This is a genomic window from Myxococcus sp. CA040A, assembly GCF_013336725.1.
Taxonomy (GTDB): Bacteria; Myxococcota; Myxococcia; order Myxococcales; family Myxococcaceae; genus Myxococcus; species Myxococcus llanfairpwllgwyngyllgogerychwyrndrobwllllantysiliogogogochensis.
On record NZ_JABUMR010000004.1, the window covers coordinates 231,968 to 255,727 of the forward strand.

The following is a 23,760-nucleotide window of genomic DNA, read 5'->3' on the forward strand; positions in this document are numbered from 1 at the left end:
GATGCACGAGCGCGCGCCGGTGGCGACCTCCGCCCGGCGCGCGCTCCGTTGTTTCCCGAGGCCGCTCTCCCTCTTCATTCTCGTGCTCGTCACCCCGGCGTCGGGTGCCACCCCGCTGGGCCAGGAGCTGGCCGGACGGTGCCGCGCCTGGGCCACGGATGCGCGCAATCCCTGGGCGCTCGCGCACGGCGTCGTGCTGGAGGGCCAGGCCTTCCGCGCGAGTGACGGCCGGCTCGCCTCCGACGTGATGGTATCCGACTTCCTACGCCGGACTCCCGCGTCCGAAGACAGTCCCTCGAAGCAGCCGGACCTCTTCTTCGAGTCCTCCACTCCCGACGGGACTCCCGTCGAACCCCATCCTGCCCTCCTCGTGAAGACGTTGCTGGCCGCAGGCCAGCCGCTGTCCCAGCGCTTCACGACGGCATGGGGCACGGTGACGCTGCGCGAGCTGGTGGAGGACGTGAAGCGCGACTTCCGGATGGAACAGGTGGCCTCGCCCGAGAGCGCCTGGAAGCTCGAGGTCCTCTCGCTGAGCGCTCGTCCTGGCGACACGTTCCGCGACGGCACGGGACGCAAGGTGAGCGTGGATGCGGTGATGGAGCGCGCGCTCGCCACGCTGGAAGCGGAGCAGGCCGCGCTCGCCTCGGGCATGAAGGCCGGGCGACCCGAAGTGCCCAAGCGAGGTCAGGGCATCTACGCGCATCCGTGCGGTGGGTTGCATTACTTCCAGGCCGTGGCGGGCTGGGCACGACATCCATCCGTGCGTGCGACGTGGAGGCCACGGCTGGCGGCACAGGTGGAGGTGTTGCTGTACCGGCTGGACTCGGAGACTCGGCAGTACGAGACGGCCTGGGCTTCGGCGCCCACGCAACGCGAGCAGGTGCTGGCGCAGATGCTGAAGTTTCAGGGGCACTTGCTGGAGACGCTCGGACGCTTCCGCGATGACATCGGCTGGCGCCCCACGGCACGCCAACAAGACACCGTGGAGCGCGCGCGCAGGTATCTGGAGAACACGGTGCGCAGGATGGACGAGACAGGCCTGCTCGCGGCCCCCACGTCCGTGGCCACACGGAATCGACAGCTCGCGCTGGACCTGGTGGGCGACACCTGCCACGCGGCACGGGGCGAAGCGCTCTGGAGCCGCTCCTCCGCCGGACGAACTCCGTAGTCCGCGCGAGGCGTCCGCCGCGTCACACGCCCGGGTGCGCCTGTTCCTCGAGCGGGCACGAGGCGCCCGCAACACCTCAAGGCCGCACGAGGCGCCCGCCGCACCAGCGCATCAAGGCCGCACGGGACGTCCGCCGCGTCGCACGCCCAGGCGCGCCTGCTCCTCGAGCGGACACGAGGCGCCCGCAGCACCAGCACCTCAAGGCCGCGCGAGGCGTCCGCCGCGTCACACGCCCAGGCGCGCCATCTCCTCCTTCGTGAAGCCCGCTTCCGCGAGCACCTCGCGAGAATGCTGGCCCAGCGCGGGAGGCTCGCGCAGCGGCGTTGGCCCCATGCGCAGCGGCGTCAGCAGATGCGTCACCTTGCGACCCAGTCGAGCATCCTCCGCCTCGACGAAGAGGCCGCGAGCACGAAGCTGCGCATCGGCCAGCACCTCGTCCCCTTCCGCCACCGGCTCCACGCACAGGTCCGAGCCCGCGAACTTCTCCGCCCAGTACGCCAGCGGCTGCTCCGCGAACAAGCGCGTCAGCTCCGCCTTCACCCGCGCCCCGTCCTCGCCCGGCGTGTACGCGTCGTCGAGCAACTCCGGGCGCCCCAGCCGCTGACACACTCCCGCGAAGAACTTGGGCTCCAGCGCCCCCACGGCCAGCCACCGGTCATCCGCCGTGCGGTACAGGCCGTAGCACGCGTACCCGCCATTGAGCGCCTCGCGTCCACGCTCGAGCGGCGCACCCTGCTCGCCCATGAAGAGCCGGGCCGCCAGGTGCATGTGCAGGAAGGCGGTGGCCCCATCCGTCATGGAAACGTCAACGAAGCGGCCCTTCCCCGTGCGCTCGCGCTCGTGCAGCGCCGCCAGGATGCCCACCAGCGCGAAGAGACTCCCGCCGCCGATGTCGCCCATCTGCACGCCGGGAAAGGCCGGAGCCCCACCCGCCTCACCGCCGTAGCCCAGCAGGCCCGCACGGGCCACGTAGTTCAAGTCGTGCCCCGCCTTGAGCCGGTCCGGCCCCGTCTGCCCATAGCCGGAGATGGCGCAGTAGATGAGCCGGGGGTTCTCCGCCCGCAGCACCGACTCGCCCACGCCCAGCTTGTCCATGACACCCGGCCGGAAGCTCTCCACGAGCACGTCATGCGTGCGCGCCAGCCGCTTGAGCGCGTCACGCCCCTCGGGCGTCTTGAGGTTCAGGGTGAGCGACCGCTTGTTCCGGTTGAGGCCGTAGAACAGCGCCCCCACGTCGTCGCGCGAGGGTGGCATCGCCCGGACATAGTCGCCGCCCTCCGGCTCCTCCACCTTCACCACCGTGGCGCCCAGGTCCGCGAGCACCAACGTGGCATAGGGGCCGGGCAACAGGCGCGACAGGTCCAGCACGCGCAGACCCGTGAGTGGCAGCGAAGACATGGCGGTTCTCCAGGAGTCGAACGAGACGAGAGGGGCCTGAAACGACGTGCGGCGCGCCCCCGGAGTGGGAACGCGCCGCGCGAATCGGAGCGAAGGTCGGCACCAGGGCCCACCCTCACGCTCCGAGGCAACTACGACAGCAGCTTCGCGAGCTTCATCGCGAGGCCCATGTCCATGGGCTTGAACTTCAGCTTGCCCTGCATGGCCGCCATCTGGGCATTGAGCTTCTTCTCGCGGATCTTCACGAAGTCCTCGTTGCTCACCAGGATGGTCATCTTGGACGCGCCCTCGATGCCCGGGGAGACCCAGCCCTCGGCCTTGGTCAGGTCCAGCGTCCACTTCCCGCCGCCCTCGCCGGAGATGTCGAAGTGGATGATGGCGTTGATGTCCTTCGCCAGCTCCGGCTTCGCCTGGAGAACTTCCGGAATCTGGGTCTCGATGATGTCCTTCGCGGTCATGACGCGCTCCTTGGCCTGGTCGTTGATTGAAGAATCAAGACGGGTGGAGGGGACCGTAATGGCGCCCCCCTGACAGGTCAAGCAGCGCGACGCGCGGTGTTCATCACGCGCTGGTGCTGCTCGCGGTGGACGGGTTCAGCGAGCGGCGCACCATGTCCAGCAAGTCGTTCAGCTCGAAGGGCTTGGCCAGGTGACCCACGGCGCCAATGTCCTGGGCCTTGCTGCCCACGTTGCGGTCCGCGCTGAGGACGATGAGCGGGATTCCCGCCACGGCGGGCGGCTTCTGTCGCATGCGCTGGGCGAACTCCCAGCCATCCATCACCGGCATCATCAAGTCCAACAAGATGAGGTGGGGAGGCTCCGGCTCGAGGCGCTCCAGCGCCTCCTTCCCGTTGCGGGCACGACGAATGACGAAGCCTTCGGCCTCCAGAATCTCGGAGAGGGCTTCGAGGATATCCGGGTCGTCATCCACGACGAGGACGACGGGAGCACCATCAGGCTGTGTGTTAGGCGGAGTCAGGGCAGTCTCCCTCGGTGCGACGCTGGGGATTCTTCCACCATCCTCCCATCCAGCGGCGCAAGAAAGTGCGCTCCCCGCACACGATGGGGATGCACGTTGCAAAACCGACAGTGCCGCCCCACCCTTTCCGTGACCTGCTGGACAGGAGGTGGAAAACGTGAGGAGCCCTGGGGAGATGGGAGCTGGCAGCACGGCGGAAGCGCCTGGCCTCGTCCTCGTCCCCACACAGGGGCCCCCTCGCCTGCTGGGCGGGTTGCTGCTCGAGCATCTGGGCCTCCAGGAGCTGCCACCGGGCGCCACCTCCGTGGAGGCGCTCCTGGGCGCATCGGGCTTCCAGCGTCGCGCGGGAGACATGCGCGTGTGGGAGCGGGGAGATGAGGTGGTCCTCGCCGGAGAAGAGCCCCTGGGCGACGGAGGGCGGCTCCTGTGGACCTTCCCGGTGGGCTGGAACGAGTCGGATGCGCGCCGCAGGGTGCGCTACCTGGGCATGGCTTCGCACGACCTGCGCGGCTCCCTGGCCAACATCCGCTCCTATGCCGCGCTGCTGCTCAACGGCCGCGTCCCGCTGGAGCCCAAGGTGCAACGCGGGCTGGAGACCATCCTGCGCAACGCGGACCGCTCGCTGTCCTTCTCGCAGGACTTCTTCGACTCGAGCAGGGCCGACCTGGGCTCGCTCGCCTGCGAGCCGGAGCGCCAGTCGCTCATCCCCCTGCTGGACGCGGCCGTGGAGCGCCAGCGCGCGGCGGCCACCGCCGCCAATGTGGCGCTCGTACTGGACCTGGATCCCCGCGTGGCTCCGCCCGACGTGGCCGTGGACGGAGCCCGAATCCAGCACGCCGTGGAGGCCTTCATCCTGTACCAGCTCTCCCGCTCCCAGCCCGGCGAGGTCATCTACCTGAGGGTGCACCCCGGTGCCCCGAGGGTGCGGGTGGAGGTGCGCCGGGAGGGTGTCCCCCTGTCCGACGAGGACGCCTCCGTCGTGTTCCGGCGCGAGGAGCGGGCCTTTCGCGAGAAGAAGCTGGAGGACCCGCTGCGCATCTACCTGGCCCGCCAGGAGGTGGAGGCGCACGGCGGAAGCGTCGGCGTGGAGACGGATGCGTCCGGTAGCTCCCTCTTCATCACCCTCACCGCGCTTCCGGGGGCCATGCTCGGCACTCCAGCGGCCCTCCAGGCATGAGGCCTCCGCTCTTGCTGGCGGTCCACGGCGCCCCCCGCTATGCTCCGGCCGATTTCGCGAAGGAGCCGTGATGCTGGGGCTGAAGCCGATGGAACTTCTTCTCATCCTGTTTGTGCTGCTGCTCCTCTTCGGGGCCACGCGGCTGCCGCAGCTCGGCTCGTCCCTGGGCAGCGCGATTCGCAACTTCAAGCGCGGCTTTGGCGGTGAAGAAGAGACGGGTACGCCGGGCGCCGACAAGAAGGGCACCGGCACGCTCGCCGGCGGCGGCAACGTGGACAAGGACGTGAAGTCCACCACGCCCAGCAGCCACGCGTAATCCGCTCCGGGCACCTCCCGGAAAGCACGACGCCCGCTCCACCCCGTCTTCTTGGGGCCGAGCGGGCGTTGACGTTTCAGCCACCTGGCCTGTCCGCCCCCTGTCCCAGCGGGGCGACACGCCCCCAGTCGACAGCACTGGGGGCGAGCGGCCGAATGCTCAGTCGATGACGGCGACGTTGTCGTACATGGCGTCGATCTGCGCCTTGTACTTCGTGCTGCAGACCTTGCGCTTGACCTTCAGGGTGGGCGTCAGCTCGCCGGACTCCTGGGTGAAGTCCGCGGGCATCACCGTGAAGCGCTTGATGGTGGCGTACGGCGGCGAATCCGCGTTCATCTTGTCCAGCACCGCCTTCACGGCGGCGTGGATCTCCGGCCGCTTCGCGTTGTCCGCGTAGCTGCCCACCGGGGCGCCCTTCTCCTCGAGCAGCTTGCGCGCGGAGTCTTCCGCCACGGTGATGAGCGCCACGAGGTACGGGCGCTTGTCGCCGTACACCATGGCCTGGCTCAGCAGTGGGAAGGTCTTCAGCGTGTTCTCGATGTTCTGAGGCGCCACGTTCTTGCCGCCCGCCGTGACGATGATGTCCTTCTTGCGGTCGGTGATGCGCAGGTAGCCGTCGGCATCCAGCTCGCCGATGTCACCGGTGTGGAACCAGCCGTCCTTCTCCAGCACCTCGGCCGTGGCCGTGTCGTTCTTGTAGTAGCCCTTCATGATGCAGGGGCCACGCACGAGCACCTCGCCATCCGCGGCGATCTTCGCCTCGGTGCCCGGCAGCGCGGGACCGACGGTGCCAATCTTGATCTTGTTCGGACGGTTGGCGTTGGTGGGAGCCGCCGTCTCCGTCAGGCCGTAGCCCTCCACGACCTTGAAGCCCAGCAGGTCGAAGAAGTAGCCAATCTTGCGCGACAGCGGCGCGCCACCGGAGACGAACAGGCGCATGTTGCCGCCCAGCTTCTCGTCCAGCGTGGCCCGCACCTTGGTGAACACCAGCTTCTTCGCCAGCGTGAAGCCGAGCGTGTCGTACGGCCGGCCCTGCTGCATCGCATCGACGTACTCGTCGAAGAGCTTGAAGGCCCAGCGCGTCAGCCGGCCCTTGAGGCCCGGAGCCGACGTGCCGTTGGACACCACCGTGTTGTAGACCTTCTCGAAGACGCGGGGCACCGACGGCAGCACCGTGGGACGCGTCTCCACGATGTTCGCCATCAGCTTGTCCACCGACTCCGCGATGATGAGGCGGAAGCCCATGCTCAGCCACGCCGCCTTCACCACCTGGGCGAAGACGTGCGCCAGCGGCAGGAACAGCATGACGGCGTCAGACGGCTCCATCATGCCGATGGCCTGCACCGCGTGCGCCTGGTACGTCCAGTTGCCGTGGGTGAGGATGGCGCCCTTCGGATCACCCGTGGTGCCAGAGGTGTAGATGAGGCAGTTGGTGTCCTCGGACTTCACGGACGCCACCCGCTCCTCGAAGGCGCCAGGGTTGGCCTGGTGCGCCTCGCGGCCCTGGGCCATGACCTCCGCCAGGGCGACCTCCTGGCCGCCCGCCACGGGACCGTCGAAGACGATGACCTTGGTGACGGTGGGACACTCGGCCAGCTTCTGCCGGACGCGCGTCAGCCGCCCCACCTGCTTCGCATCCTTCTCGTCGTTGTCCACGAGGACGAACGACGTCTCCGAGTGCTTGATGACATAGCGGAACTCGTCCGGAAGGTTGGACGAGTAGATGGGCACGGTGATGGCCTGCGCCGCGGTGATGGCCAGGTCCGCGACAATCCACTGGAGGCTGGTGTTGGCGAACAGCGCCACCCGGTCTCCGGGCTTTACGCCCTGGGCCACCAGGCCCGCGGACAACGCCTTCACGTCGTCCAGCACCTGTCCGAACGTCACGTCCTGCCAGCGGCCGTCCTTCTTGTGCGTCACACCCGCCTTGGAGGCGTTCTGCGCGCGCTGGATCAGCAACTGGACCAGGTTTCCCTCTTGCGCTCCGGCCGCCGAAGCCGAAGGTGCTACCTGATTCTCTGCTCTCACTTGAGCTCCTCCTCGATGTCGGCTTCGACCTTCTTCGCCCACTCCTGGATGCGCTGACCCTCCGGAGGGTCATACGCGACGCTTCCCTGCTTCACCTTCTGGATGGCGTCACGCGCCTCCTTGGCCTTGTCGTCCTTGAGGAGCGTCTCGGCGAGGAAGTAATGCGCGCGCAGCATCTCCGGGTGCTTCTTGATGGCCTTCTCGTAATACTCCGCCGACTTCTTCAGATCCCGCTTCGGCCAGGGCAGCTCGTAGAAGTAGCGACCCTTCACGAGGAGCGGCGCGCTCCAGTTGAAGGTCGGATCAATCTTGATGGCCGTGTCCACGCGCTCGTTGAACTTGCCCTCCAGCCCCTCACCCAGCGCCTTCATGACGCCTACTGCTTGAGAGTAGGCGCCGATACCCGTCGCCGCGTAGTAGTGGCCCTCCACGCGGGCGGGGGCCAGCTTGATGGCCTTCTCGGAGACGTCCCACGTCTGCCGCCCGAGCACCTTCTTGAGCTTCTCGTTGCCCGCCCCGTCCGCCTGCCACTGGAGGAGCCGGGCCTGACGCCACACCAGCTCGAAGTCGTCCGGCGTCGCCGTCAACGCCTTCTTGAGCTCCGCCTCCAGCTCCTTCACCGCCGCGGCGTCCGCGCGACTGGCGTGCAGAGCATCCAGGCGGGCCCACACCTCGGCGTCGGCCGCCCGTGCCGAACCGGCAACGAGCAGGCACAAGGCAAGTAAAATCAGGCGCATGGGCGGTGGGCTTAGCACGCACGCTCGGCCGCACGCAAACCACGCAGACAGCCTTTCCGGCAAAAAACAAGAGCGGGGCCGGCAAGGGTGGAAGACCCCGCCAGTCCCGCTCAGTCCGCGTATCTCCCCAGGTGGGGAGAAGGTCGGCTCAGGCAGCGTCGGCCGCGGCCTGCTCCTCGTTCTCGTTGAAGGCGGACAGGTAGCGCTCCAGGAACGTCTTCGTCTTGAGCTCCACCTGGCGCACGCGCTCGCGCGATACGCCCCACCGCTGTCCCAGTTCCTCCAGCGTCAGCGGCTTGTCCTGCGTCAGCCGCTCCGTGAGGATGTCCCAACCCAGGTCGCCAATGCGCTTGCGGACCTTGGTGAGCGCGTCGTGGATTTCGGTGTCCTGCTCATTCGAGAGGAACACGTCCTGGGGCGACGGCCCGTTGTCCTCCAGGCGGTCCAGGAAGGTGGTCTCCCCTTCCTCGTCGATGGAGGCGTCGAGCGAGAAGTCCACCATGCTGCCCCGCTCGGCCTCTCCGCCACGGACCTGGCTGCGGTTGTCCTTCAGGTAGCGGGTGATGTAGGCGCGAATCCACCACACCGCATACGTCGCGAAGCGCACGTTCTTCTTCGGGTCGAAGTGCTCAATCGCCTTCATCAAGCCCACGTTGCCTTCCTGGATGAGGTCATCCAGGCGCGCGCCGCGATTGGCGAACTTCTTCGCCACGGCGACAACGAAGGCCAGATTGGAGGTCGCGAGCGTCTGTCGCGCGGACTCGTCGCCCTTGCGAGCACGACGTGCGAGCTCGTACTCCTGCTCGCGCGTCAGTTGGTGATGTCCCCCCAGGTGACGCAGGTATTGCGACAGGCCCTCCGCCGCAAACTTCGTCGAGTTGGCCATGATTTCCCGTCCTCCGTTCGATGCCGGACGCGCTGTCCCCGCCGACTCGCGTCCACCTGCATCTAGGACGCCCAACGAGCGAAAGGGTTTCTCATTCCATCGCCGAAAGTCGTTTCGACTGTCGACCGTCGTCCCGTGGCGGACGAGAGGCTCGCGCTTCCGCTGACTTGCAAGGTTGAGGAGCGCGGTTATCCCTCGGCGATGGTCACGCTACGGCTACTCACGTAGAACGCTTGAGCGCGGGGAAGATTTTCTGCGGATTGAGCAACCCTGATGGGTCGAAGAAGGACTTGAGCCGCCGCTGGAGGTCGAGCAGCGCGGGTCCTTGTTCGAGCGCGAGAAATTCCCGCTTCGCGAGGCCCACACCATGCTCGCCTGTGATCGTGCCGCCCAGTTCCACCGTCATCACCAACATGCGGCGCAGGGCTTCGTCCACCAGGCCACGCTGGTGCGGCCCCTCATAGAGGATGTTGGCGTGGAGGTTTCCGTCGCCCGCGTGGCCATAGGTGGCCACGGTGAGTCCCAGCTCGGCGCCCATCGATTTCAGTCGCTGGATGATTTCGGGAATTTTTGAGCGCGGGACGACGATGTCCTCCGAAATCTTGTGAGGCTTCAGCGCGCGCAGCGCCGGCGAAATGGCCCGCCGCACGGCCCACAGCTTCTCTCGCTGCCCCTCATCCCGCGCGACGAGCGTCTGGGTGGCGCCCTGCTGTGCGCAGATGTCGCCGAGCCGCGACAGTTCCTCCAACAGACCTTCTTCACCGTGGCCGTCGACCTCGGCGATGACGACCGAGCCGGCGCCCGCGGGAAACTGGAAGCCTCGGCCGTCCACGGCGCGCAGGGCCACGTCGTCGATGAGCTCCAGGCAGCGCGGGAGGATGCCCGCGGCGAGCACGGCGGAGACTCCGCGCGCGGCGTCCAGCACGGACGGAAAGACGACGAGGGCGGTCAGGACTTTTCGTGGCAGCGGAATGAGCTGCAGGGTGATTTCGGTCGCCACGCCCAAGGTGCCTTCGGAACCCACGAAGAGGCCGACGAGGTCATAACCCGCGACGCCCTTGATGGTGCGGCGGCCGACCCGCAGGACTTCTCCGTCCGGAAGCACCCACTCCAGGCCGATGACGTAGTCGCGCGTGACGCCGTACTTGAGCGCGCGAGGGCCCCCCGCGTTCTCCGCGACGTTGCCGCCCAGCGTGCAGAACTCCCAGGAGTTCGGATCCGGTGGATAGAAGAGGCCCTGCGCTTCCACGGCCTTCATCAAGTCGCCCGTCACCACGCCGGGCCCCACCACCGCCGTGAGGTCCTCCGCGGAGATGGAGTGGATGCGGTTCATCCGCTCCAGGCTCACCGCCACGCCACCATTCAGGGGCAGCGAGCCACCGCTCTTGCCACTGCGCGCGCCACAGGGCGTGAAGGGCACGCCGTGCGCCACGCAGGCCTTGAAGACGGCCGACACCTGCGCGGTGGTCTCCGGAAACACCACGACATCCGGAGGGAACACGCCGCTGTCGGACTCGTCCCGCCCGTAGGCCGCGAGCGTGTCCGCGTCGCGCCGCAGCTGCCCTTGCTCGAGGACGCTCGTCAGGGCTTCACACACCCGCGCCACGCGCTCGGCATCCACGCGGTCTGTCCGCGCGGACGGGCCACTCATCGCCGAGCCCCCAGCCGGGCCCACAGCTCACGACGAAGCGAGCCGTCTCGCCGCAGCTCGCCCTCGTACGCCTCCGCGTGGGTGATGGCGTCGTGCTGCTGGGCGCCTCGCATGCGCAAGCACGCCTGCTCTGCTTCGATGATGCAGGCGGTGGCGGGGCTGCCCAGCACGCGGGCCAGGGCGCTGGACACCTCGCGGGCCAGGTCTTCCTGGAGGATGAGCCGGTGCGCGAAGCAGTCCACCAGCGCGGACAGCCTGCCGAAGCCGGCCATCCGCTTGCCCGGCACATACGCGACATGCACGCGGCCCGTCACCGGCAACAGATGGTGCGGACACATGGAGACGAAGCGCAGGTTCGTCACGACCACGAGCTCGCGCGACGAACCCTTCGGCGTGGGGAACGTCTTGCCCAGCACCTCCTCGGGCGTCTTGGCGTAGCCATCCAGGAACTCACGGCTCCAGGCGTCGGCCACGCGCTGCGGAGTGTCCACCAGGTTCGCATCCCCCAGGGGCAGTCCGGCGGCGTGCAGGAAGGCCTCCACCGCGCGAGCCATGGCGGCGGGGTCCGGCAGGCTGACCAGGGGACTCGGGACGGGGGCCTTGCGAGTGCGAGCTTTGGACGAAGTCACGGGGGAAGGGGCTCCTACAAGGGGCGTTCAGGGAAGCCGACGCTATCCGATGCCGCGACGAGGATCTCGTCACCTCGCACACGGACTTCGTAGATGCGGACGCTCGCGTCGGGACGCCAGGGGCAGCGCCCCGTCCGCACATCGAAGGGCCAGGCATGCAGCGGGCAATGCAGCAGGTGGCCGTCCAGGTCCCCCTCGGCCAGCGAGCCGCCGCGATGGGGACAGGTGTCGGCCAGCGCATGGAGGCGCCCGTCCACACGGACGAGCGCCACCCGGGTGTCTCCCACCTGGACCACGGCGCGACCCCGTGCGTCCAACGCGGTGAGCCGAGCCACCGGAATGTATCGTCCGTCCGGTTGTCCTTCGTCCATACAGGTGTCTCCAACGCCCCGCGAGCCGTCGTCCATCCCGGTGAATGCGGTGACAGAGGTGTACGTCCCACCGCCGTGCTAGCCTGCCTTGACTCGCCCTGGTGCCGTCAGTAGAGCACCTGTGCCTCCTTCATTCCGATGATCCAGCGCGCCCATACCTTCGCCCGTGGCATCGCGACGTTGCTCGTCGCGCTGTGGGCGTTGCAGCCGCTGGGGGCCCTGCTCCACGTCCGGGACGAGCACGCCCACCGCTTCTGCCCCGAGCACCAGACCTTCGAGGAGACAGCCCGGGGCACGGGCTCGATTCAGGCTCGGCTGGCTCCCGAGAAGCTGGCGCAGTTGTCCGCCCTCCCCTCGTCGAACACCGACTCGACGCGGCTGACCCATGAGACCTGCCCGCTCCTGACGTCGGGCTCGCGCGACGAGCTGTTCTTCTCCTCGCCGTCATCCTGGGCCCTGGCCCGGCTCGCGGTCAGCCGTCCCGCCACCGCGCCACCCCACGTCGCTCCCCCGCTCTCCGTCCTCGACACCGCGCCCAAGTCCTCACCACCCGCGCACGCCTGAGTCGCGTCCAGCAGGAGTGGTCAGGTCATGGAGTGGGGCGTGTGCGCACGCGCGCGTCCAGTTTCGAGGAGCATTCCCGGTGTCATCCGTCTCACGTCGTCCGCACGGCGCGTTCATCGCCGTGTCCATCGCAGCCCTGTTGTCCACGGCCACCGCCGCGGCCCAGGAAAACCAACCCCCTCTCTCGCCCGATGCGGGTGTGCCCGAGCCCGACGCGGGAACGCCCGATGAAGTCCCCGCGGGCCTCACGCCCGAGGAGATGGCCGAAATCGAGAAGGCCTTCGGTGGCGACACCCAGCAAGGTGTGCCCGCCGGCACGTCCTCCGCGCCGGACCCCACGCCCGGAGGCGGCCTGCCGCTGTCGATTCCCGGAGGGACGAGCGGCACCAACTTCCTGGACATGAGCTTCATCCTGGATCTCGCCGCGGCGGCCTTCACGTCGAAGGAGCCGCTCCAGGGCGGCGCGCATGACCCCACGCGCAACGGCTTCAACCTCCAGCAGCTGGAGCTGTCCATCGGCTCGGTGGTGGACCCGTACTTCCGCTTCGACGCGAACATCGTCTACAGCCAGTTCGGCGTCGAAATCGAAGAGGCCTACGGCACCACGCTGGCCCTTCCCGGCAGCCTCCAGGTGCGTGCGGGCCAGTTCCTCACGCGCTTTGGCCGCCTGAATGCCACGCACCCGCACGCGTGGGACTTCGTGGATCAACCGTTCGCCATGAGCCGCGTCTTCGGCGCGGAGGGCAACCGGGGCCTGGGCGTGGAGCTGTCCTGGCTGACGCCCCTGCCCTGGTACGTGGAGCTGACCGGCAGCCTCACCGATGCCACGGGCGAGGCCACCGCGCGCAGCTTCCTGGGCGCATCGAATGACCGCGTCCTCTCGCCGCTGGACCTCCAGGCCACGGGCGTCCTGAAGCAGTTCTTCGCGCTGTCGGACGACCTGTCCCTGCTGTGGGGACTGTCCGGCGCCACGGGCCCCAATCCCACCGGCTATCGCAACCGCACGGATGTCTTCGGCACCGACGTGTACCTGCGCTACCGCCCCATCACCGAGGCCAGCAACACGCTCGTCACCCTCCAGGTGGAGGCCCTCTACCGCCGACGCCAGGTGCCCGATGACGTGCTGACGGACATCAACACCTACGCCCAGCTCGCGTGGCGCTTCTCGCAGCGCTGGGCCGCCGCCGCGCGCTATGAGTTCGGAACACCGGCGAAGGGTGAAGGCGGCGCGGTGGCGTTGGATCCGCTGGACCCGGAGTGGACCAAGAACCGGGACCGGATCTCCGCCAACCTCACCTTCTGGCCCACCGAGTTCTCCCGCCTGCGGGTGCAGGCCGCCAGAGACCGGGCACGTTGGCGCGACGAGGCGGACTACTCCGTCTTCCTCGCGCTCGAACTGGTGACGGGCGCCCACGGCGCTCATGCGTTCTAAACCTCTTTCACGGGAGCCCTGCCCCATGCGCCACTTTCGTTTCGTCGCGGCCCTGTGCGCCGCCCTCTGCCTCTTCGCCGCCGCGCCCGCTCGCGCGGCCGTCAATGTCGTCACCACCCTTCCGGACCTCGCCGCGCTGACCAAGGCGGTGGGCGGAGACCTGGTCCAGGTGCAGTCCATGGCGCTGGGAAGCCAGGACCCGCACCGCGTGGACGCGAAGCCCAGCCTCGCGCTCGCGCTGCGCAACGCGGACCTGCTCATCTCCGTGGGGCTCGACCTGGAGATCGGCTGGTTGCCCAACCTCCAGACCGGCTCGCGCAACCCGCGCATCCAGGTGGGCAACCCCGGCTTCCTCAATGCCTCGCAGTTCGTCCGGTTGCTGGAGGTCCCCGCCACCAAGGTGGACCGCAGCGAGGGCGACGTCCACCCCGGAGGCAACCCCCACTATCTCTATGACCCGCGACAGGGCGCGGCGGTGGCTCGCGGTATCGCCGAGCGACTCGCGCAGCTCGACGCGAAGAACGCGGCGACGTACCGCGCCAACGCCGCGAAGCTGACCGCCGAGCTGGATGCCGCGCGCGTCGGCTGGGAGAAGCGCCTCGCGGGCCTTCGCGGTGCGCCCATCGTCGCGTTCCACCGGACGACGCCGTACCTCGCGGACTGGCTGGGCTTCGAGCCCATCGCGTTCCTCGAGCCCAAGCCGGGCATCCCTCCCAACCCGTCCCACGTGGCAGGCGTCCTCGTGCTGGCTCGGCAGCGCAAGGCCCGCATGGTGCTCATCGAGAGCTACTACAACGACCGGGAGGCGAAGATGGTCGCGGGCATGATTCCAGCGCCAGTCGTCGTCCTCCACGGCGGCACGGACTTCCGCTCGGGTGAGACGTACGTCCAGCACATCAACGAGCTGGTGGGCAACCTGGAGAAGGCGCTCACCCCTGGGAAGGGAGGCTGAGTCATGAGGACTCGACTGCTGCTCCCCGTGTTGCTCCTGTCCGGCTGCGCGCTGGACTCGGGCGAGGGCTTCGCGGTGCTGGAGCCCACCGTCACCGCGCGCTACGTCCCCGTGGCGTCGCGTGACGCGGGCAATGGCTTCCAGCGCCTCGCGTCGGACTATCAGGTGAGCCTGGGCTCGGCCGCGCTGGGCATCTCCCATGTGGAGTTGGTGGGGGGCGCGGAAGGCGGAGGGCCGACGACGTTCGACCCCGCCAATCCGCCACCGGGTTACAGCCTGTGCCACAACGGGCACTGCCACAGCGACAGCGGCGGGCTCGTGGACTACGAGGACATCGAGGCGGAGCTCGGTGGAGGTGGCTCCTCCTCCACGCTCGTCGCCGCGCTCCATGTGGATGGCGAGCTGAACCTGCTGACCCCCGCGGCCACTCCGGTGGAGTGTGAGCCTGACTGCGAGCTGCCCCGCACCACCGTGTCCCGAGGTGTCTGGGAAGTGACGTCGGTGACGCTGACGGGCACGGTGCGCGACTCGCGCGCCACGCCGAGGCTCCAGGAAACGGCCTTCCGGATGACCGTGGTGTCCGAGGACGGCGCGGAGGGCGAGGAGGCCACGCCGCTCTTCACGCTGACGGGCGAGGTGGACGTGCCGTCGGACCGGGAGCACGAGCCGCGCGTGAAGCTGGCGCTGGCGCTCGAGGTTCCGCCCACCGTGTTCGACGGACTGGACTGGGCCACATTGACTCCCGGCGCGGACGGCGTGCTGGACCTGGGCACTGTCGCCAACGAGGCGGCGCGCAAGGCCCTGCTGGAAGAGCTCGCGGCCCTGAAGCCCGAGGCGGAGGTGCGACGTGAAGACCGATGAGCCCGTGAGTCCCGAGGCCGCAACCCACGCGGTGCCGCCGAGCTTCACGCTCGGCGAGCCGCTGCTCACCTGCACCGAGCTGGTCATCGGCTACAACGACAAGGCCATGCTGCCGCCCATCAACATGGTCATCCGCCGGGGCCAGTTCGTCGCGGTGGTGGGCCGCAACGGCTCCGGCAAGAGCACGTGGTTCAAGACGCTGCTGGGGATGATCGACCCGGTGTCGGGCGCCATTACCCGGGGCCATCCGGAGATGCGCAGCGCCTACGTGCCACAGACATCCAGCATCGACTCGCTGCTGCCGCTACGGGCCTGGGAGCTGACCGCCTGGGGCCGGCTGCGCAACTGGAGCTTCCTGTGGCCCTTCGCGCGCAAGGCGGACCGGGCCGCCGTGGAGGTCGCGCTGGAGACTGCCGGCGCCAAGGCCATCGCGAACAGGCCCTATCGCGAACTCTCCGAGGGACAGAAGCAACGCACGCTCCTGGCCCGACTCATCGCCACCGAGGCGGACATGGTGCTGCTCGACGAGCCGACGGCCGCGATGGACGCGGTGGCTGAACGCGAGACGATGCAGCGGCTGTGCATGCTCGCGCGGCAGCGAGGACTGGGCGTGGTGGTGGTGTGCCACGACCTGGAAGTCGCCGCCGAGCACGCGGACGTGCTGCTCTTCGTGGACCGGGAGACCTCCGCCTTCGTCGTGGGCGACGCGCGCACCGTGTTCTGCCACCCCGCCTTCCGTCGTCAGTACGGCGACGAGTACTGCCACCGCGCCCCCGAGGGACCCCACCGTGGATCCGATGCTCGCTGAACCGTCCCAGTGGCAGCAGTTCGTCGAGGGGTTCGAGCTGTTCCGGGACCCGCTGCTGTGCGCCCTCCTCGCCGGCGGCGTGCTGGGCTTCCTGAGCGTCTACGTGGTGCTGCGGCGCATGGTGTTCGTCAGCGCCGCGGTGGCCCAGTCCGCCGGCCTGGGCGTGGCGCTGGCGTTCTACATGGGCATCCACCTGGGCTTCGAGGTGGAGCCCGTCATCGGCGCCACCGCGCTCGCGCTCCTGGCGACGCTGCTGTTGATGATGGACCCCACGAAGCTGCGGCTGACGCGAGAGAGCCTGCTGGGCCTCGCCTACGCGCTGTCCGGCGGCGCGGCCGTGCTGGTGGGTGACCGCATCGCCCAGGAGTCCCACGACATCCAGGGCATCCTCTTCGGCACCGCCGTGCTGGTGACACCCGAGCAACTGCGCACCGTGGCCATCGCCAGCATCCTCGTCATGGTCATCCACCTCTGGTGGTACCGGGGCATCACCTTCGCGAGCTTCGACCGCATCGGCGCGCTGGTGCAGGGCCTGCCCGTCCGCCTGTTGGACGGCGTGCTGATGGTGTCCATCGGCGTCATGGTCGGCGTGTGTGCCCGAGCCCTCGGCGCGCTGCCGGTGTTCGCCTTCTCCACGCTGTCCGCCATCGCCGCGCTGATGTTGGATTTGCGGCTGCCCTGGACGTTCTTCGTGGCCACGCTCGCGGGCATCGTCTCCGGCGTGGGCGGCTACATGTTCGCCTACTTCTTCGACTTCCCAGTGGGTGGCTCGCAGACGGTGGTCGCGGCGATGCTGGTGGGACTGGCCATGGGTGCGCGCGCACTCATCCAACTGGCCCAGCGCGGAGCCAAGTGAGCAGCAACCGCGCCGGGTGAGCGACATTCCCCGGCGCGCAGATATGTGCCTGAGTGACATCCGTTCCCCCTTCATCTCGACGATGGATTTCCCGAGGGGGTGCGCATGAGGCAGCGAGGCTGGTGGCTGTGTCTGCTCTGGATGGCGAGCATGGGTTGCGTGCATGGCCCACGCACCACGGAGCCCGAGACGCCGAAGTTCGAGCACGTCTTCCAGAAGCCCCTGGAGGAAGCGCTGGCCGCCACCCGGCAGTTGCTCGCCTCCCGAGGCTACGCCATCGAGGAGACGACGGACCCCACCCAGTTCCTCACGAAGTGGAAGACCCAGGACAGGGGCGACACGGGGAATGACCGCTACACGCGCTTCGTGGTGACAGGCCTCTCCGTGGCCCCGCGACAATCCGTCGTCCGCATCTTCCGGATGAACTTCAACGCCATGGGCAACGACGTCAACCACAAGGCCAACTGGTGGCGGATCGAGTACAACTACTATGTCCACGACTCGAGCCCCTTCAACGACCAGGGGCCACCACTCCGAAATGCGCGGAGCGAACGCATCGAGTTGCGCACGCTGACGAACGGCACGCGAGACCTGGACCTCGAGCGGGAGTTGACGCTGCGACTGGAGTCGACCCCGTCGTTGGAGGTGGTGAGCGGCAACGTGCGAGAGGAGCCGCGCCCCAAGGCCGTGCGCGACTCGGACTTCTACCTCACGAGGTGGAAGCAGGAGGCCGCCGAAGCGAGCCCCTGTGGCGAGGCCATGCGTGGGCTTCCGGAGGTGCTGGACCTCGGACTGACGCTGCTGGTGGGAGAACAGCTCGGCTCTCGTGAAGCCCCCTCGGTGGTGGGAGAGCTGGTGTGTCAGGTCGCCGAGGCAGGGCTGCCCGTCGCACTGGGGTTGTCCATTCCCCGCTCCGAGCAGGAACGAGTGGACCGCTACCTCGCGAGCCCGGGCGCTCCCGCGGACCAGGATGCGCTGCTAGAGGGGCGCTTCTGGCAGCGGCCCTACCAGGATGGACGCAGCAGCCGCGCCATCATGGACCTCATCGACCGCGTCCGCGCTCTGCGCATGACGGGCTTGAGCGTGACGCTCCTGGCGTATGACACGGACCTGGCTGGCGGAAGCAAACGCGACGCTCAGCAGGCCGCCTTCTGGAACCAGCGCCGCGAGACACAACAGTTCGAAGTCCAGGTCATCCTCGCCGGCAACACGCATACGCGCACCGTCACCGGCACCCCCTGGGACCAGGACTTCACGCCCATGGCGCATCTCTTGAAGTCCCCACGCCTCGTCGTTCTGGAGATGAGCTACGCCCAGGGGACGCGCTGGGGTTGCGACCTGGACCGCGAAGGGAAGCTTCAGTGCGGGCTCATCGGCTCGACACCGTCGGGCAGGGTTGCGGCACACCCCGGCATGTCGCCGTTCATCACGTCCTTCGCCACGCCGACGCCCGAGGGTACCCACGGCATGCTCTATGTCGGAGCGCTGACGCCGTCCCTCCCCGCCATCTCCAAGCAGCAGGAGGCGCCGCTTCCCATTCGCCCCCCGCTGCCGCCGCTGCGGGATGGAGACAAGCCTCCGATGTTCTAGGCGTCAACGGACCGCGGTGGAGACCTTCTTGAACTCGGGCGTGCCCGCGCGCCCGAGCAAGTCGAACAGCGCCGCCTCCACCGTGGCCACCGTCGCTCCGGCATCGCGGCACAGGTCCAGGCCCACGCGCCGGTCCTCCGTCGAGCGTGACAGCACCGCGTCCGCCAGCAACACCGGCGTGAAGCCACGCTCCGCGAAATCGCGCACCGTTTGGAAGACGCAGATGTGCGTCTCCATGCCGGCCACCAGCACCTGCTTGCGCGTCCCCAGTTGCGCGAGCACGTCCGGCACGGCGGCGCTGAACTCCAGCTTCTCCACCGCCTTGAAGCTCCCGAGCTTCAGCCGCAGCAGCGAGTGCGTGGGCCCCAGGCCCTGGGGATACTGCTCGGTGATGATGACGGGGAGGCCGAGCGCCCGGGCGCCTTCGACGGCGGCGCTGGTGCGCGCGAGCATCCGGTCCAGCGCGTCGCGGTCCATGGCCGCGCACAGGCGCTCCTGGATGTCCACGACGAGCAACGCGGCCTGGTCCTGCGTGAGACGGAAGGTGGGCATGCCCCCTCTCCTCGCGCGAACGACTCCGGCCCGTCAAGCGGCGGGCGCATCGGACGCCCTTGGCTCGACGCTTTCGCTCAGCCGGCTTCGGGCGGGCAACACTCGCGACACAGGGCCCGGTTGCGCCCATGCGCCACGGCCATCAACAACCCGCCTCCCAGGGTGAGCCCCATCTCCCACCGCTCGCCCGCGCCCTCGGGGACCAGGAACGCCCCCGCGCCCAGCAGGGCCAGCCCACCTCCGGCGAGCACGGGCACCACCCTACGCCGATGCAGCCTCCATCCCGGGATGAAGGCCGCGAGCGCGCCCAGCAACACCAGCGCGAACAACCATTGATGCGTCCCCTCCCCGCCCAACCACCGCGCCGCCGCCGCGGGCACGAGCCCGAGCACGGCGGGGAGCACCACGCAGTGGACGACACACAGCGCGGAGAGCAGCTGCCCCACCCCATCCCAACGCGAGGGCGCGGAGAGACTTCGTTCCAAGGAGCTCAACAGGACACCTTCTCCAACGGGCGGAAATCAGGAGGCACCGGGAACGGAGCCTCGGTCGTGTGGACCAGTCGCAGGATGCGGCCACGCCCGTCGACATACGTCCGCGCGCGCCGCAGCTCCGGCAGGTGCGCGTCCGCGTCACGCCACCGGTCGAGGAAGGAATTGAAGTCCTGCACCGCCAGGACCCTGTCTCCCAGGGCCGCCCGCGCCTCGGCCAGGAGCAGACGGAAGTGACCGCAACCCGGTCGCTCAACCACCAGGGCCCGGGCCAGCTCCAGCGCCTTCTCCTCGCGCTCACCGCGCAGCCGGGCTCTCGCCAGCGTCTCTCGCGCGGGGCGGGAGAACGGCGCGGGCCCCGACGCGCGAAGCCGGCGCTCCATGCGCCACGCTCGAATCAATGTGGCCTCCGCGCGGCCTCCATCTCCCCGCCGTGCCTCCAGCGAGCCACGCAGCTCGTTCTCCGCCACCTCCAGCACCCGCGCGACATCGCGAGGGCACAGCGCGCGTCCCTCCGAGCGCCGCACCTCGGACAGCGATGGCTGCAACTGCTCGAGCGCCACGCATGCACGCTCCACGTCCGACAGCCGTCCCCCATCCAGCGCGTTGATGCCCCGCGTATACAGTCGGACACCATCGCGAAGGACACGCTCGGCGGTGGTGAGCTCGCCGGCGAACTCCAGCTGCACATCCGCCGCCGCTCGACAGAATCCGAAGCGCAGGTGCGTGGCCACCAGCGTGGTCGCCGCGAACAGCAGCGCCTGCGGCTCGCCTCCGGCCGACTCCACGCGCTGACGCAGCCGCCGCGCCCATGTCTGCGCGTCACTGTACCGCCCTGCTTCCGCGCAGCCCTGGCTCAGCAGCCGCATGGCCAGCTCCGCGCAAGGCGCGAAGACAGCGGGCAGCGACTCCCTCGCGAGGTACACGTCATCCGCCTCCACCGCGGCCTCCAGCACGCGGTAGGCGGCATCCGTCTCGCCCAGCCGGCCCAGCAGTCGTCCCGAGGCCAGCAGCGCGAAGCTGGCTCCGGGCGCGAGCTTCGGCAGCCGCAGTGCGCTCTCCCGCGCCGCTTCGGGCCGGGCGCTCGGGAGCATGGTGCAGACCCAGGCGAAGTGGACGCCGGAGTGGTCGGGGTTCGTGCGCAGCAGCTCGCGCAGCATCACCTGCGCATAGGGCTGCCCCTGGCCGGGACGCCCATCCGGCTCGTAGCCATCCGCCAGGAAGCCGGCCAGCAACAGCCGCGCCTCGGAGTCCTCCGGATAGCGGTCGACCAGGCTCTCCATCTCCCGCACGAAGGCGTGGCGCCCGTTCGACGGTCCCTTCTCCGCGAGCAGGCTGGCCGCGACGATGTAGCGCTGTTCGACATCCGGCAGCCCTTCGCTCAACGCGAGCGCTCGGGCCATCGCGTCGGCCCGGGCAGCGGCGAAGCGCGCTCCAGGCCCCCGCGTCAGCGCCAGGCCCCACCACGCCATGGCCAGCTCCGGGTCCAGCCGGGCCGCCTCCGCGAAGGAGCGACGCGCCTCCGGGCCCCAGCCCAGGTGCAGCAGGCTCAAGCCCTGATCGAAGTAGGCCTGCGCCAGCGGCACGCGCGTGCTCACTTTCAGGTGAGATGTGCCCAGCCCCTCGCGAAGCGGCGGTCGAGGAAGCGCCTCATCCGCGACGTCCTCCCAAGCGGCCTGGACGTAGACGGATGGCTCATCGTTGCGAAGCAGTCGCGACAGCATGATGTCCTCCCAGTGCCCCGGAAGCCGAGGCGCCACAGGCGTTGAAACCCAAATCCAGTGAGCGGATGCGCGTGCCGAGCCGCCACCACGCGGCTGCCAGCGTCTCCGGTGGAACAGCGGGCGCCTTGCGTCGAGCCGCGACACAGGCGCGCCTCCATTCGAGTCCCACTTCCCGGGTCACCCAGTCTTCGTGCCCGGCGAACCACTCGGCGAGCCCCGCCAGACTCCGACGGACCTCGCGTCGCTCCTCCACGGTGGCGGGAGCGCGCCACGTGCCCAGCTCACAGGCCTGGTACGTCGGACCCGACGGGGCACGCTCCAGCCAGCGAGGGGTGAAGCCGTCCCGTGGGACGAAGACGGCCTGACCGCACTCGCACAACGCGCCGAAGCCCCACAGCGACAGACGACCTCCGTCCGGCAACGCGACGGAGTACGCGCTTTGACCTTCCACCCCTTCGGGCCGCGCGTGGCGGACGAGGCCACGACGCATGAGGAGGTTGCCCTCCGGGCAGAGCACGTCCTGCCCGAGACACCACAAGGTGACGTCGAACAACCGGTCCGCGTCCCGAAGGACGTCGTGAGGAAGAATCGGTAGGGCTTCGGCGATGGACATGCGGGCCTTTCGACTCAGCTCGCGGACTTCTTCGCGGGGCCGGAGCGAACGGCGACCTCGCCGAACAGGGCCTTGGGGTCCACCGCGCCGCTCCCCTTCTTCGAGAGCACCGCGTTGATGGCCCGCACCAGCTTGCCGCGCACCCGGCGCGGCAGCGGCTGGTCCGCGAGCGCCGCCTGGAGCTGCTGCCCGCTCACGCCCCTGCCACTCTTCGGCTTGGCGAGCGACAGCTCCGTGTAGCTCTTGCCCTGCGTGTCCTTGTTGCGCCGCTTGTCGGAGCGCTTGCGCTTGAGCGTGCGGTCCGTTTCGGCCTGGGCCTCCAGCTGGCGCGACAGGCGCAGCAGCGTGTCGGAGGCAATCTGCTTCTCGGTCAGGAACTGCTGAAAGGCTCCCATGGTCTTCGTCTCCAGGAGGGGCCGGCACGAAGCCGGCCCCGGATTCAGGGTGAAGCGCCGGGGCACCCGCCCCGGGCTCGCGGCTAGTGCTCGTGGCCCTCGTGCGACGCCTCCTCGATGACGAGGTTGACGGACGCCGCGGACGTGGGGCCGAAGGTGAAGGTGTGCGTGCCGACCGTCAGCGGGACGACGTGCCGTCCCTTGATTTCGGTGCACGTCTCGGAGCTCTTGGTGCTCTCCTCGATCTCCACCGCCGCGCCGCTGCCGTTGGTGATGGAAACGGGGACGTCCGCGCTGGTGTAGAGGACGTAGTCCGTGGCTTCCGACGCGGCGAACGTGACGGAGCCCGTGCGGCCGCCCGAGCCATCCACCAGGGTGATGTCGTAGCGGCGGTGGTCGTTGGCCACCAGCGGAGGCGTGCCCGTGGTGGTGGCGAGGATGGGGGCGGCAGGACCCTCGCGCAGGTGCTCGCACCCCTCGACGTCGACGGACTCCTCGGGCTCCTCGTCGTCGCCGCAGGCGGCGGACAGGAGCGCGGTGGACATCAGGAGGGCGGCCAGAAGCTTCTTGTTCATGTGTGTAGCTCCACGTGGATGGACAGCAGGTCCCCAGCCACCAACGCCGCCACGGACCCCACCGGTGAAGGCGGAGCCAGAACGGACACCGGAGGCGGGGTGGGAATCGCGCGGGACACGCGCGACACGGGGGCGAGAGCGTGCACGCAGGGGAAACGGGCCATCCGGCGGCGCGTCGCGCGACCGCTGACGCACGGCTCCATTTCCTGGAACCGGACGTCAGTCAGTGGCCACGGACCGCGGCCTTCTCACGGCGTGACTGTGCCGGGAGCGAGGGACGCGTACCCTGGGTGATGGCTCAGGCGCGAGGCGGAGAGGCCTTGGGGGCCAGATGCAGCCGGGCGACAGGCTCCGCATGGAAGCGGAACACCGCCAGCGCCGGTGCGGAACGGGTGGGCACCCGGGTGAGGACGGGGCTGCCCTCCACCGGAGGCGGGGCCTCCCGGCGGATCAACGTGTGAAGACAGTGCGCCTCGGCGCCATGGCCCGGAGGAGCATCCTCACGGGAGGCGAGCCGGACGTCGTCGAAGGATTCCTCGACGACAGGCGCCAGGTGCGAGCCGCCCTCCTCCACGTGGACCACTTCCCCATGCTCCAGACACGTCGCGTGCTGGACCAGGGCGAAGTGCAGCACGTTCCCCATGTACGCCAGCGCACACACGGCCACGAGCGGCAGCGCCAGCAGGCGCGACCGGGCGAGACATGAAGGCGTTGGGCGAAGAGAGCGGCTCACGTGAAGGGATTTCCGGCGGTAAACGCAATGCGGTTGTAAGCCAGACGGAGCGCGCGTGCAAGTCATACGGAATCACACACATCACTCCGTGCCCCCGCACGCGGCGCGTGTCTCCACCGACGTCACACGAGGGCGTGGAGCCTCCAGCCGGCGAACGGGCGGGCCGCTGAGTCGGGGCACCACCGCGTCCAGGGGACTCGCGCCGATGGACGGTGGGCCCCTCGGAGAATAGGTTCGCCAGCTCCCGGGCTCGTCCCGGGCAAGCCGAGGGACAG

General features: G+C 69.1%; 26 protein-coding genes. 10 read left to right on the forward strand and 16 right to left on the reverse strand.

The features are described 5' to 3' along the window. Position 1: 1 nt before the first annotated feature. Positions 2-1,168 carry a hypothetical protein gene (locus HUA75_RS18065; RefSeq protein WP_174487120.1) on the forward strand — a complete coding sequence of 389 codons (1,167 nt, stop codon included), beginning with the start codon at positions 2-4 and terminating at the stop codon, positions 1,166-1,168. Between the two features lie 225 nt (positions 1,169-1,393). Here HUA75_RS18065 and HUA75_RS18070 read toward each other — a convergent pair whose 3' ends face one another. The 3 genes from HUA75_RS18070 to HUA75_RS18080 form a co-directional block, all read right to left on the reverse strand. After that, positions 1,394-2,566: a CaiB/BaiF CoA-transferase family protein gene (locus tag HUA75_RS18070; protein WP_174487121.1), complete on the reverse strand. Its 1,173-nt coding sequence runs from the start codon at positions 2,564-2,566 to the stop codon at positions 1,394-1,396. Between the two features lie 131 nt (positions 2,567-2,697). After that, positions 2,698-3,024 carry an SCP2 sterol-binding domain-containing protein gene (locus HUA75_RS18075; protein ID WP_141644934.1) on the reverse strand — a complete coding sequence of 109 codons (327 nt, stop codon included), beginning with the start codon at positions 3,022-3,024 and terminating at the stop codon, positions 2,698-2,700. Between the two features lie 103 nt (positions 3,025-3,127). Next, the gene (locus tag HUA75_RS18080; RefSeq protein ID WP_174455191.1) at positions 3,128-3,496 is read right to left on the reverse strand and encodes a response regulator; all 369 of its coding nucleotides are present in this window, start codon (positions 3,494-3,496) and stop codon (positions 3,128-3,130) included. A 223-nt stretch (positions 3,497-3,719) separates the two neighbouring features. On the opposite strand from HUA75_RS18080, the gene HUA75_RS18085 reads away from it, so the two are divergent. Both HUA75_RS18085 and tatA read left to right on the forward strand, forming a co-directional pair. Beyond that, positions 3,720-4,721, forward strand: coding sequence for a sensor histidine kinase KdpD (locus HUA75_RS18085; protein ID WP_217441823.1), 1,002 nt, complete (start codon positions 3,720-3,722; stop codon positions 4,719-4,721). 88 nt (positions 4,722-4,809) lie between these two features. Continuing rightward, entirely contained in the window at positions 4,810-5,037 is a 228-nt protein-coding gene (gene tatA, locus HUA75_RS18090) for a twin-arginine translocase TatA/TatE family subunit (protein ID WP_371746135.1), read from the forward strand. 159 nt (positions 5,038-5,196) lie between these two features. Here tatA and HUA75_RS18095 read toward each other — a convergent pair whose 3' ends face one another. The 6 genes from HUA75_RS18095 to HUA75_RS18120 form a co-directional block, all read right to left on the reverse strand. After that, entirely contained in the window at positions 5,197-7,065 is a 1,869-nt protein-coding gene (locus HUA75_RS18095) for a long-chain fatty acid--CoA ligase (RefSeq protein ID WP_141644936.1), read from the reverse strand. Then, positions 7,062-7,802: a tetratricopeptide repeat protein gene (locus HUA75_RS18100; RefSeq protein ID WP_141644937.1), complete on the reverse strand. Its 741-nt coding sequence runs from the start codon at positions 7,800-7,802 to the stop codon at positions 7,062-7,064. Before HUA75_RS18100 ends, HUA75_RS18095 begins: the two co-directional genes overlap by 4 nt. A 148-nt stretch (positions 7,803-7,950) precedes the next feature. Continuing rightward, positions 7,951-8,688 carry an RNA polymerase sigma factor RpoD/SigA gene (locus tag HUA75_RS18105; protein WP_141644938.1) on the reverse strand — a complete coding sequence of 246 codons (738 nt, stop codon included), beginning with the start codon at positions 8,686-8,688 and terminating at the stop codon, positions 7,951-7,953. Positions 8,689-8,908: 220 nt separating this feature from the next. After that, positions 8,909-10,339 carry an FAD-binding oxidoreductase gene (locus HUA75_RS18110; protein ID WP_174487122.1) on the reverse strand — a complete coding sequence of 477 codons (1,431 nt, stop codon included), beginning with the start codon at positions 10,337-10,339 and terminating at the stop codon, positions 8,909-8,911. Continuing rightward, the gene (gene folE / locus HUA75_RS18115) at positions 10,336-10,893 is read right to left on the reverse strand and encodes a GTP cyclohydrolase I (protein ID WP_217440203.1); all 558 of its coding nucleotides are present in this window, start codon (positions 10,891-10,893) and stop codon (positions 10,336-10,338) included. Before folE ends, HUA75_RS18110 begins: the two co-directional genes overlap by 4 nt. Before the next feature lie 89 nt (positions 10,894-10,982). Beyond that, on the reverse strand, positions 10,983-11,339 hold the full coding sequence (locus HUA75_RS18120) for a Rieske 2Fe-2S domain-containing protein (RefSeq protein WP_141644941.1): 357 nt from the start codon (positions 11,337-11,339) through the stop codon (positions 10,983-10,985). A 138-nt stretch (positions 11,340-11,477) separates the two neighbouring features. Between HUA75_RS18120 and HUA75_RS18125 the strand changes: the two genes are divergently transcribed. From HUA75_RS18125 to HUA75_RS18155, 7 genes are all read left to right on the forward strand, one after another. Continuing rightward, a complete protein-coding gene (locus HUA75_RS18125) occupies positions 11,478-11,903 on the forward strand; it encodes a hypothetical protein (protein ID WP_141644942.1) in 426 nt (141 codons plus the stop codon). A 79-nt stretch (positions 11,904-11,982) separates the two neighbouring features. Beyond that, positions 11,983-13,335: a zinc-regulated TonB-dependent outer membrane receptor gene (locus tag HUA75_RS18130; protein ID WP_141644943.1), complete on the forward strand. Its 1,353-nt coding sequence runs from the start codon at positions 11,983-11,985 to the stop codon at positions 13,333-13,335. 25 nt (positions 13,336-13,360) lie between these two features. After that, positions 13,361-14,287, forward strand: coding sequence for a metal ABC transporter substrate-binding protein (locus tag HUA75_RS18135; protein ID WP_141644944.1), 927 nt, complete (start codon positions 13,361-13,363; stop codon positions 14,285-14,287). Between the two features lie 3 nt (positions 14,288-14,290). After that, positions 14,291-15,148 (forward strand): hypothetical protein, encoded by an 858-nt coding sequence (locus HUA75_RS18140; RefSeq protein ID WP_174487123.1) that lies wholly within the window; start codon positions 14,291-14,293, stop codon positions 15,146-15,148. After that, positions 15,135-15,956 (forward strand): metal ABC transporter ATP-binding protein, encoded by an 822-nt coding sequence (locus HUA75_RS18145; protein ID WP_174462333.1) that lies wholly within the window; start codon positions 15,135-15,137, stop codon positions 15,954-15,956. Before HUA75_RS18140 ends, HUA75_RS18145 begins: the two co-directional genes overlap by 14 nt. Beyond that, positions 15,937-16,812: a metal ABC transporter permease gene (locus HUA75_RS18150; protein WP_141644946.1), complete on the forward strand. Its 876-nt coding sequence runs from the start codon at positions 15,937-15,939 to the stop codon at positions 16,810-16,812. Before HUA75_RS18145 ends, HUA75_RS18150 begins: the two co-directional genes overlap by 20 nt. 105 nt (positions 16,813-16,917) lie before the next feature. After that, on the forward strand, positions 16,918-18,402 hold the full coding sequence (locus HUA75_RS18155; protein WP_174487124.1) for a hypothetical protein: 1,485 nt from the start codon (positions 16,918-16,920) through the stop codon (positions 18,400-18,402). 3 nt (positions 18,403-18,405) lie between these two features. Here HUA75_RS18155 and HUA75_RS18160 read toward each other — a convergent pair whose 3' ends face one another. The 7 genes from HUA75_RS18160 to HUA75_RS18190 all read right to left on the reverse strand — a co-directional run bounded on the left by HUA75_RS18160 (position 18,406) and on the right by HUA75_RS18190 (position 23,485). Beyond that, positions 18,406-18,954, reverse strand: coding sequence for an isochorismatase family protein (locus HUA75_RS18160; protein ID WP_141644948.1), 549 nt, complete (start codon positions 18,952-18,954; stop codon positions 18,406-18,408). 77 nt (positions 18,955-19,031) lie between these two features. Continuing rightward, a complete protein-coding gene (locus HUA75_RS18165) occupies positions 19,032-19,448 on the reverse strand; it encodes a MerC domain-containing protein (RefSeq protein WP_174487125.1) in 417 nt (138 codons plus the stop codon). After that, positions 19,445-21,169: a hypothetical protein gene (locus tag HUA75_RS18170; protein ID WP_174487126.1), complete on the reverse strand. Its 1,725-nt coding sequence runs from the start codon at positions 21,167-21,169 to the stop codon at positions 19,445-19,447. Before HUA75_RS18170 ends, HUA75_RS18165 begins: the two co-directional genes overlap by 4 nt. After that, positions 21,141-21,782, reverse strand: coding sequence for a hypothetical protein (locus HUA75_RS18175; protein ID WP_174487127.1), 642 nt, complete (start codon positions 21,780-21,782; stop codon positions 21,141-21,143). Before HUA75_RS18175 ends, HUA75_RS18170 begins: the two co-directional genes overlap by 29 nt. Before the next feature lie 14 nt (positions 21,783-21,796). Next, positions 21,797-22,177: a hypothetical protein gene (locus HUA75_RS18180; protein WP_141647053.1), complete on the reverse strand. Its 381-nt coding sequence runs from the start codon at positions 22,175-22,177 to the stop codon at positions 21,797-21,799. Positions 22,178-22,260: 83 nt separating this feature from the next. Continuing rightward, positions 22,261-22,752, reverse strand: coding sequence for a hypothetical protein (locus HUA75_RS18185; RefSeq protein ID WP_174487128.1), 492 nt, complete (start codon positions 22,750-22,752; stop codon positions 22,261-22,263). 298 nt (positions 22,753-23,050) lie between these two features. After that, positions 23,051-23,485, reverse strand: a complete 435-nt coding sequence (locus tag HUA75_RS18190; RefSeq protein ID WP_141647051.1) for a hypothetical protein — start codon at positions 23,483-23,485, stop codon at positions 23,051-23,053. Between the last annotated feature and the right edge of the window lie 275 nt (positions 23,486-23,760).

Excerpts from the sequence above, each read along its gene's own strand:
- HUA75_RS18070 (WP_174487121.1), bottom strand. The coding sequence starts at position 2,566 with ATGTCTTCGCTGCCACTCACGGGTCTGCGCGTGCTGGACCTGTCGCGC.
- HUA75_RS18135 (WP_141644944.1), top strand. The coding sequence starts at position 13,361 with ATGCGCCACTTTCGTTTCGTCGCGGCCCTGTGCGCCGCCCTCTGCCTC.
- HUA75_RS18110 (WP_174487122.1), bottom strand. The coding sequence starts at position 10,339 with ATGAGTGGCCCGTCCGCGCGGACAGACCGCGTGGATGCCGAGCGCGTG.
- HUA75_RS18155 (WP_174487124.1), top strand. The coding sequence starts at position 16,918 with ATGAGGCAGCGAGGCTGGTGGCTGTGTCTGCTCTGGATGGCGAGCATG.
- HUA75_RS18120 (WP_141644941.1), bottom strand. The coding sequence starts at position 11,339 with ATGGACGAAGGACAACCGGACGGACGATACATTCCGGTGGCTCGGCTC.
- folE (WP_217440203.1), bottom strand. The coding sequence starts at position 10,893 with ATGGCTCGCGCGGTGGAGGCCTTCCTGCACGCCGCCGGACTGCCCCTG.
- tatA (WP_371746135.1), top strand. The coding sequence starts at position 4,810 with ATGGAACTTCTTCTCATCCTGTTTGTGCTGCTGCTCCTCTTCGGGGCC.
- HUA75_RS18075 (WP_141644934.1), bottom strand. The coding sequence starts at position 3,024 with ATGACCGCGAAGGACATCATCGAGACCCAGATTCCGGAAGTTCTCCAG.
- HUA75_RS18100 (WP_141644937.1), bottom strand. The coding sequence starts at position 7,802 with ATGCGCCTGATTTTACTTGCCTTGTGCCTGCTCGTTGCCGGTTCGGCA.
- HUA75_RS18175 (WP_174487127.1), bottom strand. The coding sequence starts at position 21,782 with ATGTCCATCGCCGAAGCCCTACCGATTCTTCCTCACGACGTCCTTCGG.
- HUA75_RS18185 (WP_174487128.1), bottom strand. The coding sequence starts at position 22,752 with ATGAACAAGAAGCTTCTGGCCGCCCTCCTGATGTCCACCGCGCTCCTG.
- HUA75_RS18180 (WP_141647053.1), bottom strand. The coding sequence starts at position 22,177 with ATGGGAGCCTTTCAGCAGTTCCTGACCGAGAAGCAGATTGCCTCCGAC.
- HUA75_RS18140 (WP_174487123.1), top strand. The coding sequence starts at position 14,291 with ATGAGGACTCGACTGCTGCTCCCCGTGTTGCTCCTGTCCGGCTGCGCG.
- HUA75_RS18160 (WP_141644948.1), bottom strand. The coding sequence starts at position 18,954 with ATGCCCACCTTCCGTCTCACGCAGGACCAGGCCGCGTTGCTCGTCGTG.
- HUA75_RS18170 (WP_174487126.1), bottom strand. The coding sequence starts at position 21,169 with ATGCTGTCGCGACTGCTTCGCAACGATGAGCCATCCGTCTACGTCCAG.
- HUA75_RS18065 (WP_174487120.1), top strand. The coding sequence starts at position 2 with ATGCACGAGCGCGCGCCGGTGGCGACCTCCGCCCGGCGCGCGCTCCGT.
- HUA75_RS18105 (WP_141644938.1), bottom strand. The coding sequence starts at position 8,688 with ATGGCCAACTCGACGAAGTTTGCGGCGGAGGGCCTGTCGCAATACCTG.
- HUA75_RS18125 (WP_141644942.1), top strand. The coding sequence starts at position 11,478 with ATGATCCAGCGCGCCCATACCTTCGCCCGTGGCATCGCGACGTTGCTC.
- HUA75_RS18085 (WP_217441823.1), top strand. The coding sequence starts at position 3,720 with ATGGGAGCTGGCAGCACGGCGGAAGCGCCTGGCCTCGTCCTCGTCCCC.